This window comes from Desulfovibrio sp. 7SRBS1, assembly GCF_049723905.1.
Lineage (GTDB): Bacteria > Desulfobacterota > Desulfovibrionia > Desulfovibrionales > Desulfovibrionaceae.
In genome coordinates, this window is record NZ_JBJKFD010000001.1 from 968,795 (window position 1) to 985,676 (window position 16,882).

The window sequence follows — 16,882 nt, forward strand, 5'->3', positions numbered from 1 at the left end:
TTGGACAATAAAAAAGAGAGACAGCGTTAGCAGGCTGAATCCTAGGATTACAATGGCAAGTACAGTTCTGCGAAGATTCATGAAGTGAGGGCTATGGTCTCTAACCAGAGGCAGTTACTTTTTAAAGGAATAATTCAGAGTTATGATGGTCTAAGGTGTAAAGGAAATCAATAAAAAGGAATCAAAATACTACAATCGACACGATGCTCCCGCCGCAGGTTTAAAACGTTCAGGAGGTGAGATAATCTTACTGCCTATCGTCAGAGCCATATTTTTAAGCATCCCCTTAAAAACATACTTATGAAAAGGATAAACACTGTACCAGTAGGACAAACCGGCAATTCCCTTAGGATGGAAACGGGCTATTGAGATCAATTCGGTGCCTCCCTCACCTGAAGGTTCAAGAACAAAATCCAACAAAGCTTCCCCAGGGAGCTTCATTTCCGCAAGCAAAAGAAGTCGTCGATTAGGCTCAACAACCAATACACGCCAGAAATCCAAAGCATCTCCAACATAAATATCTGTAGGGTGACGACGTCCACGACGAAGTCCTACGCCGCCAAGCAACCGATCCATGAGCCCACGCATATTCCACAGCGAATCAGCAAAATACCATCCAGTCTCTCCGCCGATAGAAGCAACCACATTCCAAATTTCTTCAGGAGAAGCAGAAAGTCGGACGCGGTAGGCATCTGTGAGGACTGTGCCACCTGCGTATTGAGCATCACCACAAACAGCCCACTCGGGAGGTGCCAATTCACCGGCATCAGTCCAACATGTATCCACGGTATGCTGGCGAACTTTATCCACGGCAGCGCGTATTGCCTGCCTACAATCCCTGAGATCAAGAGGGATTATTTCCCTGATGTCATGCTCCATGCAGACTGCTCTGTTACGCAGACCTGAAATAAGCGGCTTGGAAAGGTCAGAAGGAATTGGTGTTACCAAAGTAACCCAAAGGCTGCTCAACTTCGGAGAAAGAACAGGGATAGGAAGAATCAATCTTGGCCGTAATCCAACTTCCTGGGCATACATCCGAAAAAGATTTTCATACGTTTCAATGCATCTCCCCCCAATATCAAAGCCCCTGCCCGTCGTTTCTGGGTGTTCTAAGCAACCGATCAAATATTCAAGAACGTCTCTTATGGATATGGGCTGGGATTCTGTTCGAACCCAACGCGGAGTAAGCATTATAGGCAAGCGATCTACGAGGTAACGAATGAGTTCAAAGGAGGCACTGCCAGAGCCAATAATTATCGCAGCTCTAAGAACAGTAACAGGCACAGGTCCTAAAGACAGTATCTCTGCAACTTCAGCCCGTGAACGAAGATGTTTGCTTAAAAAAGGGTCAGGTGGATTCAACCCGCTAAGATATATAAGTCTCTCCAAATTAACAGCGCGAGCCGCCCTGACCATATTATAGGCAGCCTGCCTATCAGCTGCTGCAAAATCTTTAACACCAGGAACCATTGAATGAACCAAATAGTATGCAGTACCACATCCCTTTGCGGCTTTTGCCAAAGAATCCTCGTCAAAAAGATCTGCCTGGACGAGTTCTACATTTTCATGTCCGCCCCATGGGCGACAACGTAATTTTTCCAAGGAGCGTCCAGCTGCACGCACCGAGTACCCTCGGGCAAGGAGCATAGGAACCAAGCGTCCCCCGACATAACCAGTTGCTCCGGTGACTAAAATTGGTTTCTTCATGGGGTTATCCTAGCACATATTTCATGGAATCAGAATAATCCTGCCACACAAAAAAGGACAGTCAGTTAAACCATTTCTTCCTGGCCTGGAATTTTTCAAACTCAGCTGGCGACATCGAGTTGTTCGAGGAATGTCACCGTCTTCGATTGTAATATGCTTCGATATATTGAAAGAGAGCCAACTCGGCCTCAAGGCGCTCTGCGAACCTCCGGTGCTGGATATGTTGAATTTTAAAAGTATGAAAGAAGGACTCTGCAACGGCGTTATCCCAGCAGTGTCCCTTGCGACTCATGCTTTGAATACAGCCGTGTCGTTGTAATTCCGCCCGAAAATTACAACTAGCAAACTGGATTCCTTTATCACTGTGAACCAGCAGCCCCCTCAAAGGCCGACGCCGGACAAGATGCTTATGAAAGATTCGATCATCTGTTGGCCTCCCTTTCTTCTTCCCACGGTAGCGTAAGTTTTGTTTCTGCCGAGGCGGTGAAGAATGTGAGAACAGAACAATTTTCTTATCTTCCCAAGGTGGAAGTTCGGATGCCCTGCAAGGCGCGGCGTGACGGGATGGCGTGGGATAGTAGTTAGACCTACAGCCCTCGGCAGCACGTTGCGCCGCAACGCCGCAGGGTGCCGAAATCCCGCCTTGGACATCCCGCTTCCAAACATCAAATCACAACGAAGGCAGAGACAAAAATCGCACTGCCGCCCAACCAAAGGCAGCACATTACGCCGCAAGGCGCCGAAATCCCGACTAGGACATCTCGCATCCAACTGAGGTGAAAGGCAAAGAGGATGTGGGCGACAGACGAGTCATGATGTCCCTTCGCATAGCCGCCAAGCTCAAATTTAGCATGTTTTACGGAAACAGTGGGGAAACCCGGGTCCCCCTTTGAGGCAGCGTAAGTTTTGTTCCTGCCGAGGCGCAACTTGCTGTTTGGGGGCGTGGATAGGAGTTGGCCTCCAGCCCGCTCCCAAACAGTGAGTTGCAACGAAGGCAGGGGCAAAAATCGCGCTGCCGACCCGTTTGTTCCCGAACCTTCCCCTCCCCCCTTCCGGAACGAAGGAGCCGCAGGTACGCCACGAAGCGTGGCGAATGACAATGGCGTTGTTTCTGATTGATGTTCAGCCTCTTGCTGACATCGAAAAAAGGGGATCATGCGATATGAAAAATGGGGCAGGAAGCCTTTAAGGGCCTATCAAAGAAAAAGACGACTCGGAGCATCCCCTCTCTTCTTCCCGCGGCGGCGTAAGTTTTGTTCCTGCCGAGGCGCGGCTTGGTGTTTGGGAGCGTGGATAGGAGTTGGGCCTCCATCCCGCTTCCAAACATCAAGTCGCAACGAAGGCAGGGGCAAAAATCGCGCTGCCGCCCAAACGAAAAAAGGTCCATATCATTCGATATGGACCTTTTGAAAAGGAGCCCTGGCAGCGACCTACTTTCCCAGCGACTACTCGCAAGTATCATCGGCGAAGAAGAGCTTAACTTCCGAGTTCGGAAAGGGATCGGGTGTGGCCTCTTCTCTATGGCCGCCAGAGCAAATATATTGCTCTATGAGCGAAATATAGAAAATAGGGACGAAGTTGTGTTAAATCTGAAAAAAGACTCACGAACTATTAGTACCGGTCAGCTGAACGTATCGCTACGCTTACACATCCGGCCTATCAACCAGGTGGTCTACCTGGGTTCTTTAGGATCTAATGATCAGGGAGAACTAATCTTGAGGCTGGCTTCCCGCTTAGATGCTTTCAGCGGTTATCCGTTCCGAACGTAGCTACCCTGCAGTGCCGCTGGCGCGACAACAGGAACACCAGAGGTTCGTCCACCCCGGTCCTCTCGTACTAGGGACAGACCCTCTCAATTCTCCTACGCCCACAGAGGATAGGGACCAAACTGTCTCACGACGTTTTAAACCCAGCTCGCGTACCACTTTAAACGGCGAACAGCCGTACCCTTGGGACCTGCTCCAGCCCCAGGATGTGATGAGCCGACATCGAGGTGCCAAACCGCGCCGTCGATATGAACTCTTGGGCGCGATCAGCCTGTTATCCCCGGCGTACCTTTTATCCTATGAGCGATGGCCCTTCCATTCGGGACCACCGGATCACTAAGACCGACTTTCGTCCCTGCTCGGCATGTCTGCCTCACAGTCAAGCTCCCTTATGCCTTTGCACTCAACGGTTGGTTTCCAATCAACCTGAGGGAACCTTTGCAAGCCTCCGTTACTCTTTGGGAGGCGACCGCCCCAGTCAAACTACCCACCAGACGCTGTCCCTTCACTGGATAACAGTAGAAGGTTAGGGCCTTAGACTAGCAAGGGTGGTATTTCAAGGGTGGCTCCACGAACACTGGCGTGCCCGATTCACAGCCTCCCACCTATCCTACACATGCTAGCCCAAAACACAACGTCAAGTTGTAGTAAAGGTGCACAGGGTCTTTCCGTCCTTCTGCGGGAACACGGCATTTTCACCGCGAATTCAATTTCACCGAGTCTCTGGCTGAGACAGTGGGGAGATCGTTACGCCATTCGTGCAGGTCGGAACTTACCCGACAAGGAATTTCGCTACCTTAGGACCGTTATAGTTACGGCCGCCGTTTACCGGGGCTTCGGTTTAGAGCTTCGCTTGCGCTGACTCCACCCCTTAACCTTCCGGCACCGGGCAGGCGTCAGTCCCTATACTTCGTCTTGCGACTTAGCAGAGACCTATGTTTTTAGTAAACAGTCGCCACCCCCATTTCTCTGCGGCTCTTCGATGCTTAGCGAGTAAACACATCACATCAAAGAGCACCCCTTATCGCGAACTTACGGGGTCATTTTGCCGAGTTCCTTAGCCAGAGTTTCCTCGAACGCCTTGGGTTACTCACCCCGCCCACCTGAGTCGGTTTGCGGTACGGTCCATGTGAACTAAACTTAGAGGCTTTTCTTGGCGGCAGAGGCTCAACCACTTCAGAGCAAAAGCTCACGGCATCGTGTCTCGGCCTTGAAACTCCGGATTTGCCTGGAGATTCAGCCTACACACTTGCACCGGGATATCCAACACCCGGATGGCCTACCTTTCCGCGTCCCCCCATCGCACATTCACACGGGTACGGGAATATTAACCCGTTTCCCATCAGCTACGCTTTTCAGCCTCGCCTTAGGGGCCGACTAACCCTGGGCAGATTAACTTTACCCAGGAAACCTTGGGCTTACGGCGTGGGAGTTTCTCACTCCCATTATCGTTACTCATGTCAGCATAATCACTTCTCTACACTCCAGCGTGGCTTACGCCTTCACCTTCATCGCAGTAGAGAACGCTCCCCTACCGATCGTCAAAGACGATCCCGCAGCTTCGGTGGTATACTTAGCTCCGTTACATTTTCGGCGCAGGACCACTAGACCAGTGAGCTATTACGCTTTCTTTAAAGGATGGCTGCTTCTAAGCCAACCTCCTGGCTGTCTAAGTAGTCCCACCACCTTTCCCACTGAGCATACACTTGGGAACCTTAGCTGGCGGTCTGGGCTGTTTCCCTTTCGACTACGGACCTTCGCACCCGCAGTCTGACTCCCGGACAACAATTAACCGGCATTCGGAGTTTGATAGGGTTTGGTAACCTGGTGGGGCCCCTAGCCCTGTCAGTGCTCTACCTCCGGTAATCTAATCCGAGGCTATACCTCAATATATTTCGGGGAGAACCAGCTATCACCGGGTTTGATTGGCCTTTCACCCCTATCCACAAGTCATCCGAGTCATTTTCAACTGACAACGGTTCGGCCCTCCACTTGACTTTACTCAAGCTTCAGCCTGCTCATGGATAGATCACCCGGCTTCGGGTCTACTCCGCACAACTAACGCCCTATTCAGACTCGCTTTCGCTTCGGCTACACTTAACGCTTAACCTGGCTGTACAGAGTAACTCGCTGACTCATTATGCAAAAGGCACGCGGTCACGGAACAAGTCCGCTCCCACTGCTTGTAGGCAACTGGTTTCAGGTTCTATTTCACTCCCCTAACAGGGGTTCTTTTCACCTTTCCCTCACGGTACTGGTTCACTATCGGTCACCAAGGAGTATTTAGCCTTGGAGGATGGTCCCCCCAGATTCAAACGGGGTTTCACGTGCCCCGCCCTACTCGGGTGCTGCCTGCGTCGTTTTCGCCTTCACATACGGGGCTTTCACCCTCTATGGCCAAGCTTCCCAGCTTGTTTTGCTAGCTATTCGAATCGCGTATGGCAGTCCCACAACCCCGCATGCACGGATGCATACGGTTTGGGCTAATCCCGGTTCGCTCGCCGCTACTACGGGAATCTCTTTTGATTTCTCTTCCTCCGGGTACTGAGATGTTTCACTTCCCCGGGTTTGCTTTCCAAGGCCTATGAATTCAGCCAAGGAATAACCGGACATAACTCCGGCTGGGTTTCCCCATTCAGAAATCCACGGATCAAAGGATGTTTGGCTCCTAACCGTGGCTTATCGCAGCCTACTACGTCTTTCATCGCCTCTTGGTGCCAAGGCATCCACCAGTTGCCCTTACTATCTTTTTTCAGACACAACTTCGTCGCCTATTCTACTATCAATGATCATTACCGACACGTGGCCAGTAAGTTCACCACCGTGGTGGAGGTGAACGGAATCGAACCGATGACCCCCTGCGTGCAAAGCAGGTGCTCTCCCAGCTGAGCTACACCCCCATGTGGTGATAACCGTGGTGGGCCTAGATGGACTTGAACCATCGACCTCACGCTTATCAGGCGTGCGCTCTAACCGAAACTGAGCTATAGGCCCTTAAATCGGCTCTACAGTGCAAAGAACACAAAGGTCCTTGCAATTAAATAGCGAGCGGGCGCATTTGCTCATTAAAGGAGGTGATCCAGCCGCAGGTTCCCCTACGGCTACCTTGTTACGACTTCACCCCAATCATCAGCCCTACCGTAGGCGGCTGCCCCCCAAAGGGTTGGCTCACCGACGTCGGGTAGAACCGACTTTCGTGGTGTGACGGGCGGTGTGTACAAGGCCCGGGAACGTATTCACCCTGGCATGCTGATCCAGGATTACTAGCGATTCCAACTTCATGCAGTCGAGTTGCAGACTGCAATCCGGACTGGGAGGGGCTTTTTGGGATTGGCTTGGCCTCGCGGCGTAGCTGCCCTTTGTACCCCCCATTGTAGTACGTGTGTAGCCCTGGGCGTAAGGGCCATGATGACTTGACGTCGTCCCCACCTTCCTCCCGGTTGACCCGGGCAGTCTCGCCAGAGTGCCCACCATTATGTGATGGCAACTGACAATAAGGGTTGCGCTCGTTGCGGGACTTAACCCAACACCTCACGGCACGAGCTGACGACAGCCATGCAGCACCTGTCACTTGGTTCCCCGAAGGGCACTCTCCTATCTCTAGGAGATTCCAAGGATGTCAAACCCAGGTAAGGTTCTTCGCGTTGCATCGAATTAAACCACATACTCCACCGCTTGTGCGGGCCCCCGTCAATTCCTTTGAGTTTCAGCCTTGCGACCGTACTCCCCAGGCGGGATGCTTAATGCGTTAACTGCGGCACCGAAGGTGAATCCCCCCGACACCTAGCATCCATCGTTTACAGCGTGGACTACCAGGGTATCTAATCCTGTTTGCTCCCCACGCTTTCGTACCTCAGCGTCAGTACCTGTCCAGATGGCCGCCTTCGCCACCGGTGTTCCTCCTGATATCTACGGATTTCACTCCTACACCAGGAATTCCGCCATCCTCTCCAGGACTCAAGCCTGTCAGTATCAAGTGCAATTCCTCGGTTGAGCCGAGGGCTTTCACACCTGACTTAACAGGCAGCCTACGCACGCTTTACGCCCAGTGATTCCGATTAACGCTTGCACCATCCGTATTACCGCGGCTGCTGGCACGGATTTAGCCGGTGCTTCCTCTGAAGGTACCGTCAAACATATACGCTATTAACGTATACACATTTCTTTCCTTCTGACAGAGGTTTACAACCCGAAAGCCTTCTTCCCTCACGAGGCGTCGCTGCGTCAGGGTTTCCCCCATTGCGCAATATTCCCCACTGCTGCCTCCCGTAGGAGTCTGGGCCGTGTTTCAGTCCCAGTGTGGCTGGTCATCCTCTCAAACCAGCTACTCATCGTTGCCTTGGTAGGCCGTTACCCTACCAACTAGCTAATGAGACGCGGGCCCATCCAGACGCGGATGCATAATTTAGAGGCACCCTTTCAACCAAAATAAATTGATTCGTATACGGTATTAGCAGCCGTTTCCAACTGTTATCCCGATCGTCTGGGCAGGTAGCCCACGCGTTACTCACCCGTACGCCGCTCTACTAGGCTCCCGAAGGAACTTTTCTCGCACGACTTGCATGTGTTAAGCACGCCTCCAGCGTTCAATCTGAGCCAGGATCAAACTCTCCAATTAGGAAAGTATTTCTAGCTAAAACTCGTAAGTTCATACGAACCCACGATGATAGTATTTCGCGCCCTGCTCGCTATTTAATTGTCAAAGACCTTTCCGGCTCGAGGCCGGAAGTGGGAGAGAGTAAGTAGTAAATTACGCTTCCCGTGTCAATCTCTTTTTTCAAATTCGCTGTTTGTTTCCTTCGTCGCTTTTGCGCCGTCTGTCCCAAGCAGCGGAGGGTGTTTCTATGTGTTTCCGCCCTGTGCGTCAACCCCTTTTTTCAACTTTTTTGGTCGAACCCGTCAGGGTCGTAAAGTCGATTGCGGCCGGATACCGGCCCGGGGTGTCAGCCGTCAGCTTCCACACACTCACCCTATCTATTCTATTGTAAGAGATCACCCCGCCGGGAAACTTGCGATTCCCGTGCGGCGGAGGGGCTTTCTATGTGTTTCACACCTACCCGTCAATAGGTTTTGTGAGTTTTTTTCAGAAAGTTTTGATTTTGTGTTTTGGAGACAGGTGGTGTTGTGGGGGGGAGATCGGCTGAAGGGCTGATGATGAAAGGGAAATTCCATGAATAAGGGGCTTGTTTGTCCCCGTAGGTGAGGAGCGCAGTTATGTGTGAACTTCTTGTTCTGTAGGAAAAGAGAAGAGGATGTGGCGGCAGACAAGTCATGGTGTCCCTTCGCATAGCCGCCAAGCTCAGATTCACCATGTTTTACGGAAACTGCTGGGAAACCCGGTATCCCTTTGAGGCAACGTAAGTTTTGTTTCTGCCAAGGTGCAGGCGAACGTGAGAATCAGGGCAATTTTCTTCTCTTCCAAAGGTCAAAGTTCGGAATGCCTGCAAGGCGCGGTGTGATGGAATGAAGTGGGATAGTAGTTAGACCTACAGCCCTCGGCAGCACGTTGCGACGTCGCAGCGTGTGGAAAAATCAATGCGCTTTCACGCATTGAAAAAAGGGACTTGCAGCCGGACAGAGAAAGTCATGGTGTCCCTTTGGCCGTCTGCTTACTCAAGATTATTGTTTTTTACGGAAACAGTGGGGAAACCCGGTCAACGCGCCCGGTTTCCCCGTTTGTTTCCGAACCTTCTCCTCCCTTTCCGGCACGAACAGGCCTTAGGTATCTGAAAGGAAGTCATGGCCGCCTCTTCGAACCATGGCAGGTGAGATAAAGTCATTGCGCCATAAGGTAGGAAGCAGCATTTGCAAACATGCCGCCGCAGGTACGCCACGAAGCGTGGCGAATAGACGCCATTGTGGGCTGAAATTATACAGACGCCTACAGGTAACTATTTAGTCGGGCCTGAAATATCTCTAGTGGATTGATTTTTATTAACAATTCTCCTTGTACAATGTAGTATTTTCGACCAGAGAACGTTGTGAATTCGTATAAAACCGGTCGAAATGATGCAGCGAATGGCGGGAGAATCATGAGGGCAAAACCCAAAAAACAGCCGCAGGGTACGTTCCTTTACCCAGACCTTCTGGACCAGCTCAATCCGAAGGCTCCGCTCCTTCAATTGGCGAGGAGAATTCCCTGGGGGCGATTCGAGGAGGAGTTCGCCGGACTCTACAGCGACCAAGGTCGGCCAGCCAAGCCGCCCCGGCTAATGGTCGGGCTGATGCTGCTCAAGCAGTTGGAGAATCTGAGCGACGAACGGGTCGTGGAGGCATGGACGCAAAATCCCTACTACCAGGCGTTTTGCGGTATGACCGAGTTCCAGTGGAAGCTGCCTTGCGATCCCACGGATTTGATCTATTTCCGCAAGCGCATTGGCGAGGACGGGGCACGACTGATTTTCGAGGTCTCCGTGGAACTGCACGGTGATGACGCCAAAAAACGAGAGATCACGGTGGATACCACGGTCCAGGAAAAGAACGTAACCTTTCCTACCGACCTGAAGCTTTTGACCAAAGTCATCGAGGGCTGCCGTAAGATCGCGGACAGCGAAGGCGTCGGTCTACGCCGCAGCTTCAAGCGCACGCTCCCCAAGCTTCGGCTGAAACGGATGAAGATGGCCAAAAAGGCGAGGAAGATGCGGACAATGGCTGGTGCCTTGATCCGTGAACTCCGGCGCAAATTGCCGGGCGAAGCCCTGGGCCGCCACCAGGAGCGACTTGACCTGTACGAGCGGGTCAAGGACCAGAAACGAAGCGACAAGAATAAGGTCTACAGCCTACACGAACCCGATATTCTCTGCATCTCCAAGGGTAAAGCGCACAAGCAGTACGAGTTCGGGCGCAAGGCGTCCATCGCGGTCACAAAAACTACGGGTATCATCGTCGGCGCGATGTCGTTCAACGAGAACGTCTACGACGGCCATACGTTGCCGGATGTCCTCGAACAGTGTTGGGAGGTCACCGGGGTCTGTCCGTCCATGGCGATCTGCGACCGAGGCTACAGGGGCCTGAATCAGGTCGGTGACACGCAAATCCTCATCCCAAAGCCTCCGAAGAAGAAGGACACACCGTACCAGCGCCTTATGGCGCGGCTCCGCTTCCGCCGTCGGGCGGCTATCGAGCCGGTGATCGGCCATCTCAAACACGATCACCGCATGGCCCGGAGCTATCTCAAGGGCGCGGTCGGCGACGCCATTAACTTGTTTATGGCCGCAGCGGCGTTCAACTTCAGGAAGTGGATGCGGAAAATCGGAGAGTTTTTTGCGCTCTTGGCGTTTCTGCTCCTCGGCAAAGACTCAAGCCGACGGCTGGCGGAAAATGTGGCGTAGAAGCTGAAACGGGTTTTTCAGGCCTGACTAGTTAGACCTACAACCCTCCGCAGCGCGCTATGACGTAGCAGCGTGTGGAAGACGGAAAACCAATGCGCTTTCACGCATTGTAAAAAGGGACTGGCAGCCGAACAGAGAAAGTCATGGTGTCCCTTTGGCCGTCTGCTCAATCAAGATTATTGTTTTTTACGGAAACAGTGGGGAAACCCGGTCAACGCGCCCGGTTTCCCCGTTTGTTTCCGAACCTTCTCCTCCCTTTCCGGCACGAAGGAGCCGCAGGTATCTAAAAGGAAGTCTTGGTCGCCCCTTTGAACCAAGGCAGGTGAGGTAACGGCATTGCGCCGTAGAGCATGAGCTGCATTGCAGATTGCCCGCCGCAGGTACGCCACGAAGCGTGGCGAATGACAATGGCGTTGTTTCTGATTGATGTTCAGCCTCTTGCTGACATCGAAAAAAGGGGATCATGCGATATGAAAAATGGGGCAGGAAGCCTTTAAGGGCCTATCAAAGAAAAAGACGACTCGGAGCATCCCCTCTCTTCTTCCCGCGGCAGCGTAAGTTTTGTTCCTGCCGAGGCGCAACTTGCTGTTTGGGGGCGTGGATAGGAGTTGGCCTCCAACCCGCTCCCAAACAGTGAGTTGCAACGAAGGCAGGGGCAAAAATCGCGCTGCCGCCCAACCAAAGGCAGCACGTTACGCCGCAACGCAGCAGGGCGCCGAAATCCCGCCTTGGGCCATAAAAAAAGGTCCATATCTTTCGATATGGACCTTTTGAAAAGGAGCCCTGGCAGCGACCTACTTTCCCAGCGACTACTCGCAAGTATCATCGGCGAAGAAGAGCTTAACTTCCGAGTTCGGAAAGGGATCGGGTGTGGCCTCTTCTCTATGGCCGCCAGAGCAAATATATTGCTCTATGAGCGAAATATAGAAAATAGGGACGAAGTTGTGTTGAATCTGAAAAAAGACTCACGAACTATTAGTACCGGTCAGCTGAACGTATCACTACGCTTACACATCCGGCCTATCAACCAGGTGGTCTACCTGGGTTCTTTAGGATCTAATGATCAGGGAGAACTAATCTTGAGGCTGGCTTCCCGCTTAGATGCTTTCAGCGGTTATCCGTTCCGAACGTAGCTACCCTGCAGTGCCGCTGGCGCGACAACAGGAACACCAGAGGTTCGTCCACCCCGGTCCTCTCGTACTAGGGACAGACCCTCTCAATTCTCCTACGCCCACAGAGGATAGGGACCAAACTGTCTCACGACGTTTTAAACCCAGCTCGCGTACCACTTTAAACGGCGAACAGCCGTACCCTTGGGACCTGCTCCAGCCCCAGGATGTGATGAGCCGACATCGAGGTGCCAAACCGCGCCGTCGATATGAACTCTTGGGCGCGATCAGCCTGTTATCCCCGGCGTACCTTTTATCCTATGAGCGATGGCCCTTCCATTCGGGACCACCGGATCACTAAGACCGACTTTCGTCCCTGCTCGGCATGTCTGCCTCACAGTCAAGCTCCCTTATGCCTTTGCACTCAACGGTTGGTTTCCAATCAACCTGAGGGAACCTTTGCAAGCCTCCGTTACTCTTTGGGAGGCGACCGCCCCAGTCAAACTACCCACCAGACGCTGTCCCTTCACTGGATAACAGTAGAAGGTTAGGGCCTTAGACTAGCAAGGGTGGTATTTCAAGGGTGGCTCCACGAACACTGGCGTGCCCGATTCACAGCCTCCCACCTATCCTACACATGCTAGCCCAAAACACAACGTCAAGTTGTAGTAAAGGTGCACAGGGTCTTTCCGTCCTTCTGCGGGAACACGGCATTTTCACCGCGAATTCAATTTCACCGAGTCTCTGGCTGAGACAGTGGGGAGATCGTTACGCCATTCGTGCAGGTCGGAACTTACCCGACAAGGAATTTCGCTACCTTAGGACCGTTATAGTTACGGCCGCCGTTTACCGGGGCTTCGGTTTAGAGCTTCGCTTGCGCTGACTCCACCCCTTAACCTTCCGGCACCGGGCAGGCGTCAGTCCCTATACTTCGTCTTGCGACTTAGCAGAGACCTATGTTTTTAGTAAACAGTCGCCACCCCCATTTCTCTGCGGCTCTTCGATGCTTAGCGAGTAAACACATCACATCAAAGAGCACCCCTTATCGCGAACTTACGGGGTCATTTTGCCGAGTTCCTTAGCCAGAGTTTCCTCGAACGCCTTGGGTTACTCACCCCGCCCACCTGAGTCGGTTTGCGGTACGGTCCATGTGAACTAAACTTAGAGGCTTTTCTTGGCGGCAGAGGCTCAACCACTTCAGAGCAAAAGCTCACGGCATCGTGTCTCGGCCTTGAATCTCCGGATTTGCCTGGAGATTCAGCCTACGCACTTGCACCGGGATATCCAACACCCGGATGGCCTACCTTTCCGCGTCCCCCCATCGCACATTCACACGGGTACGGGAATATTAACCCGTTTCCCATCAGCTACGCTTTTCAGCCTCGCCTTAGGGGCCGACTAACCCTGGGCAGATTAACTTTACCCAGGAAACCTTGGGCTTACGGCGTGGGAGTTTCTCACTCCCATTATCGTTACTCATGTCAGCATAATCACTTCTCTACACTCCAGCGTGGCTTACGCCTTCACCTTCATCGCAGTAGAGAACGCTCCCCTACCGATCGTCAAAAGACGATCCCGCAGCTTCGGTGGTATACTTAGCTCCGTTACATTTTCGGCGCAGGACCACTAGACCAGTGAGCTATTACGCTTTCTTTAAAGGATGGCTGCTTCTAAGCCAACCTCCTGGCTGTCTAAGTAGTCCCACCACCTTTCCCACTGAGCATACACTTGGGAACCTTAGCTGGCGGTCTGGGCTGTTTCCCTTTCGACTACGGACCTTCGCACCCGCAGTCTGACTCCCGGACAACAATTAACCGGCATTCGGAGTTTGATAGGGTTTGGTAACCTGGTGGGGCCCCTAGCCCTGTCAGTGCTCTACCTCCGGTAATCTAATCCGAGGCTATACCTCAATATATTTCGGGGAGAACCAGCTATCACCGGGTTTGATTGGCCTTTCACCCCTATCCACAAGTCATCCGAGTCATTTTCAACTGACAACGGTTCGGCCCTCCACTTGACTTTACTCAAGCTTCAGCCTGCTCATGGATAGATCACCCGGCTTCGGGTCTACTCCGCACAACTAACGCCCTATTCAGACTCGCTTTCGCTTCGGCTACACTTAACGCTTAACCTGGCTGTACAGAGTAACTCGCTGACTCATTATGCAAAAGGCACGCGGTCACGGAACAAGTCCGCTCCCACTGCTTGTAGGCAACTGGTTTCAGGTTCTATTTCACTCCCCTAACAGGGGTTCTTTTCACCTTTCCCTCACGGTACTGGTTCACTATCGGTCACCAAGGAGTATTTAGCCTTGGAGGATGGTCCCCCCAGATTCAAACGGGGTTTCACGTGCCCCGCCCTACTCGGGTACTGCCTGCGTCGTTTTCGCCTTCACATACGGGGCTTTCACCCTCTATGGCCAAGCTTCCCAGCTTGTTTTGCTAGCTATTCGAATCGCGTATGGCAGTCCCACAACCCCGCATGCACGGATGCATACGGTTTGGGCTAATCCCGGTTCGCTCGCCGCTACTACGGGAATCTCTTTTGATTTCTCTTCCTCCGGGTACTGAGATGTTTCACTTCCCCGGGTTAGCTTTCCAAGGCCTATGAATTCAGCCAAGGAATAACCGGACATAACTCCGGCTGGGTTTCCCCATTCAGAAATCCACGGATCAAAGGATGTTTGGCTCCTAACCGTGGCTTATCGCAGCCTACTACGTCTTTCATCGCCTCTTGGTGCCAAGGCATCCACCAGTTGCCCTTACTATCTTTTTTCAGACACAACTTCGTCGCCTATTCTACTATCAATGATCATTACCGACACGTGGCCAGTAAGTTCACCACCACTTGGTGGAGGTGAACGGAATCGAACCGATGACCCCCTGCGTGCAAAGCAGGTGCTCTCCCAGCTGAGCTACACCCCCATGTGGTGATAACCGTGGTGGGCCTAGATGGACTTGAACCATCGACCTCACGCTTATCAGGCGTGCGCTCTAACCGAAACTGAGCTATAGGCCCTTAAATCGGCTCTACAGTGCAAAGAACACAAAGGTCCTTGCAATTAAATAGCGAGCGGGCGCATTTGCTCATTAAAGGAGGTGATCCAGCCGCAGGTTCCCCTACGGCTACCTTGTTACGACTTCACCCCAATCATCAGCCCTACCGTAGGCGGCTGCCCCCCAAAGGGTTGGCTCACCGACGTCGGGTAGAACCGACTTTCGTGGTGTGACGGGCGGTGTGTACAAGGCCCGGGAACGTATTCACCCTGGCATGCTGATCCAGGATTACTAGCGATTCCAACTTCATGCAGTCGAGTTGCAGACTGCAATCCGGACTGGGAGGGGCTTTTTGGGATTGGCTTGGCCTCGCGGCGTAGCTGCCCTTTGTACCCCCCATTGTAGTACGTGTGTAGCCCTGGGCGTAAGGGCCATGATGACTTGACGTCGTCCCCACCTTCCTCCCGGTTGACCCGGGCAGTCTCGCCAGAGTGCCCACCATTATGTGATGGCAACTGACAATAAGGGTTGCGCTCGTTGCGGGACTTAACCCAACACCTCACGGCACGAGCTGACGACAGCCATGCAGCACCTGTCACTTGGTTCCCCGAAGGGCACTCTCCTATCTCTAGGAGATTCCAAGGATGTCAAACCCAGGTAAGGTTCTTCGCGTTGCATCGAATTAAACCACATACTCCACCGCTTGTGCGGGCCCCCGTCAATTCCTTTGAGTTTCAGCCTTGCGACCGTACTCCCCAGGCGGGATGCTTAATGCGTTAACTGCGGCACCGAAGGTGAATCCCCCCGACACCTAGCATCCATCGTTTACAGCGTGGACTACCAGGGTATCTAATCCTGTTTGCTCCCCACGCTTTCGTACCTCAGCGTCAGTACCTGTCCAGATGGCCGCCTTCGCCACCGGTGTTCCTCCTGATATCTACGGATTTCACTCCTACACCAGGAATTCCGCCATCCTCTCCAGGACTCAAGCCTGTCAGTATCAAGTGCAATTCCTCGGTTGAGCCGAGGGCTTTCACACCTGACTTAACAGGCAGCCTACGCACGCTTTACGCCCAGTGATTCCGATTAACGCTTGCACCATCCGTATTACCGCGGCTGCTGGCACGGATTTAGCCGGTGCTTCCTCTGAAGGTACCGTCAAACATATGCGCTATTAACACATATACATTTCTTCCCTTCTGACAGAGGTTTACAACCCGAAAGCCTTCTTCCCTCACGAGGCGTCGCTGCGTCAGGGTTTCCCCCATTGCGCAATATTCCCCACTGCTGCCTCCCGTAGGAGTCTGGGCCGTGTTTCAGTCCCAGTGTGGCTGGTCATCCTCTCAAACCAGCTACTCATCGTTGCCTTGGTAGGCCGTTACCCTACCAACTAGCTAATGAGACGCGGGCCCATCCAGACGCGGATGCATAATTTAGAGGCACCCTTTCAACCAAAATAAATTGATTCGTATACGGTATTAGCAGCCGTTTCCAACTGTTATCCCGATCGTCTGGGCAGGTAGCCCACGCGTTACTCACCCGTACGCCGCTCTACTAGGCTCCCGAAGGAACTTTTCTCGCACGACTTGCATGTGTTAAGCACGCCTCCAGCGTTCAATCTGAGCCAGGATCAAACTCTCCAATTAGGAAAGTATTTCTAGCTAAAACTCGTAAGTTCATACGAACCCACGATGATAGTATTTCGCGCCCTGCTCGCTATTTAATTGTCAAAGACCTTTCCGGCTCGAGGCCGGAAGTGGGAGAGTGTAAGTAGTAAATTACGCTTCCCGTGTCAATCTCTTTTTTCAAATTCGCTGCTTGTTCTTTGCGTCGCTTTCGCGCCGTCTGTCCCAGACAGCGGAGGGTGTTTCTATGTGTTTCTGCACCGTGCGTCAACCCCCTTTTTCAACTTTTTTTTGTCGAACCCGTCAGGGTCGTAAAGTCGATTGCGGCCGGATACCGGCCCGGGGTGT

Annotated in this window: 1 protein-coding gene, 4 tRNA genes, 6 rRNA genes and 2 pseudogenes; 1 reads left to right on the forward strand and 12 read right to left on the reverse strand. The window is 52.6% G+C overall.

Annotated features, from left to right (window positions below; genetic code table 11):
- Positions 1 to 189: 189 nt before the first annotated feature.
- The 7 genes and pseudogenes from ACI0FJ_RS04800 to ACI0FJ_RS04830 form a co-directional block, all read right to left on the reverse strand.
- On the reverse strand, positions 190 to 1,707 hold the full coding sequence (locus ACI0FJ_RS04800; protein ID WP_424299751.1) for an SDR family oxidoreductase: 1,518 nt from the start codon (positions 1,705 to 1,707) through the stop codon (positions 190 to 192).
- 61 nt (positions 1,708 to 1,768) lie between these two features.
- Positions 1,769 to 2,122 (reverse strand): annotated as a pseudogene (locus tag ACI0FJ_RS04805) (integrase core domain-containing protein); the annotation flags it as partial.
- A 1,002-nt stretch (positions 2,123 to 3,124) separates the two neighbouring features.
- A 5S ribosomal RNA gene (rrf, locus tag ACI0FJ_RS04810) occupies positions 3,125 to 3,239 on the reverse strand.
- 58 nt (positions 3,240 to 3,297) lie between these two features.
- Positions 3,298 to 6,226: ribosomal RNA gene (locus ACI0FJ_RS04815) — 23S ribosomal RNA — on the reverse strand.
- Positions 6,227 to 6,297: 71 nt separating this feature from the next.
- Positions 6,298 to 6,373 (reverse strand) — tRNA-Ala (locus tag ACI0FJ_RS04820).
- 15 nt (positions 6,374 to 6,388) lie between these two features.
- Positions 6,389 to 6,467: transfer RNA gene (locus ACI0FJ_RS04825), tRNA-Ile, on the reverse strand.
- Positions 6,468 to 6,540: 73 nt separating this feature from the next.
- A 16S ribosomal RNA gene (locus ACI0FJ_RS04830) occupies positions 6,541 to 8,091 on the reverse strand.
- The 16S, 23S and 5S rRNA genes sit together here with 2 tRNA genes alongside, the layout of an rRNA operon.
- A 1,414-nt stretch (positions 8,092 to 9,505) precedes the next feature.
- Between ACI0FJ_RS04830 and ACI0FJ_RS04835 the strand changes: the two are divergent.
- Positions 9,506 to 10,720 (forward strand): annotated as a pseudogene (locus ACI0FJ_RS04835) (IS5 family transposase); the annotation flags it as partial.
- Between the two features lie 865 nt (positions 10,721 to 11,585).
- Here the strand turns inward: ACI0FJ_RS04835 and rrf (ACI0FJ_RS04840) are convergent.
- The 5 genes from rrf (ACI0FJ_RS04840) to ACI0FJ_RS04860 all read right to left on the reverse strand — a co-directional run bounded on the left by rrf (ACI0FJ_RS04840) (position 11,586) and on the right by ACI0FJ_RS04860 (position 16,555).
- Positions 11,586 to 11,700: ribosomal RNA gene (gene rrf / locus ACI0FJ_RS04840) — 5S ribosomal RNA — on the reverse strand.
- A 58-nt stretch (positions 11,701 to 11,758) separates the two neighbouring features.
- Positions 11,759 to 14,688 (reverse strand): 23S ribosomal RNA (locus ACI0FJ_RS04845).
- Positions 14,689 to 14,761: 73 nt separating this feature from the next.
- A tRNA-Ala gene (locus ACI0FJ_RS04850) sits at positions 14,762 to 14,837 on the reverse strand.
- A gap of 15 nt (positions 14,838 to 14,852) precedes the next feature.
- Positions 14,853 to 14,931, reverse strand: a tRNA-Ile gene (locus tag ACI0FJ_RS04855).
- A 73-nt stretch (positions 14,932 to 15,004) separates the two neighbouring features.
- Positions 15,005 to 16,555 (reverse strand): 16S ribosomal RNA (locus ACI0FJ_RS04860).
- Positions 16,556 to 16,882 lie beyond the last annotated feature (327 nt).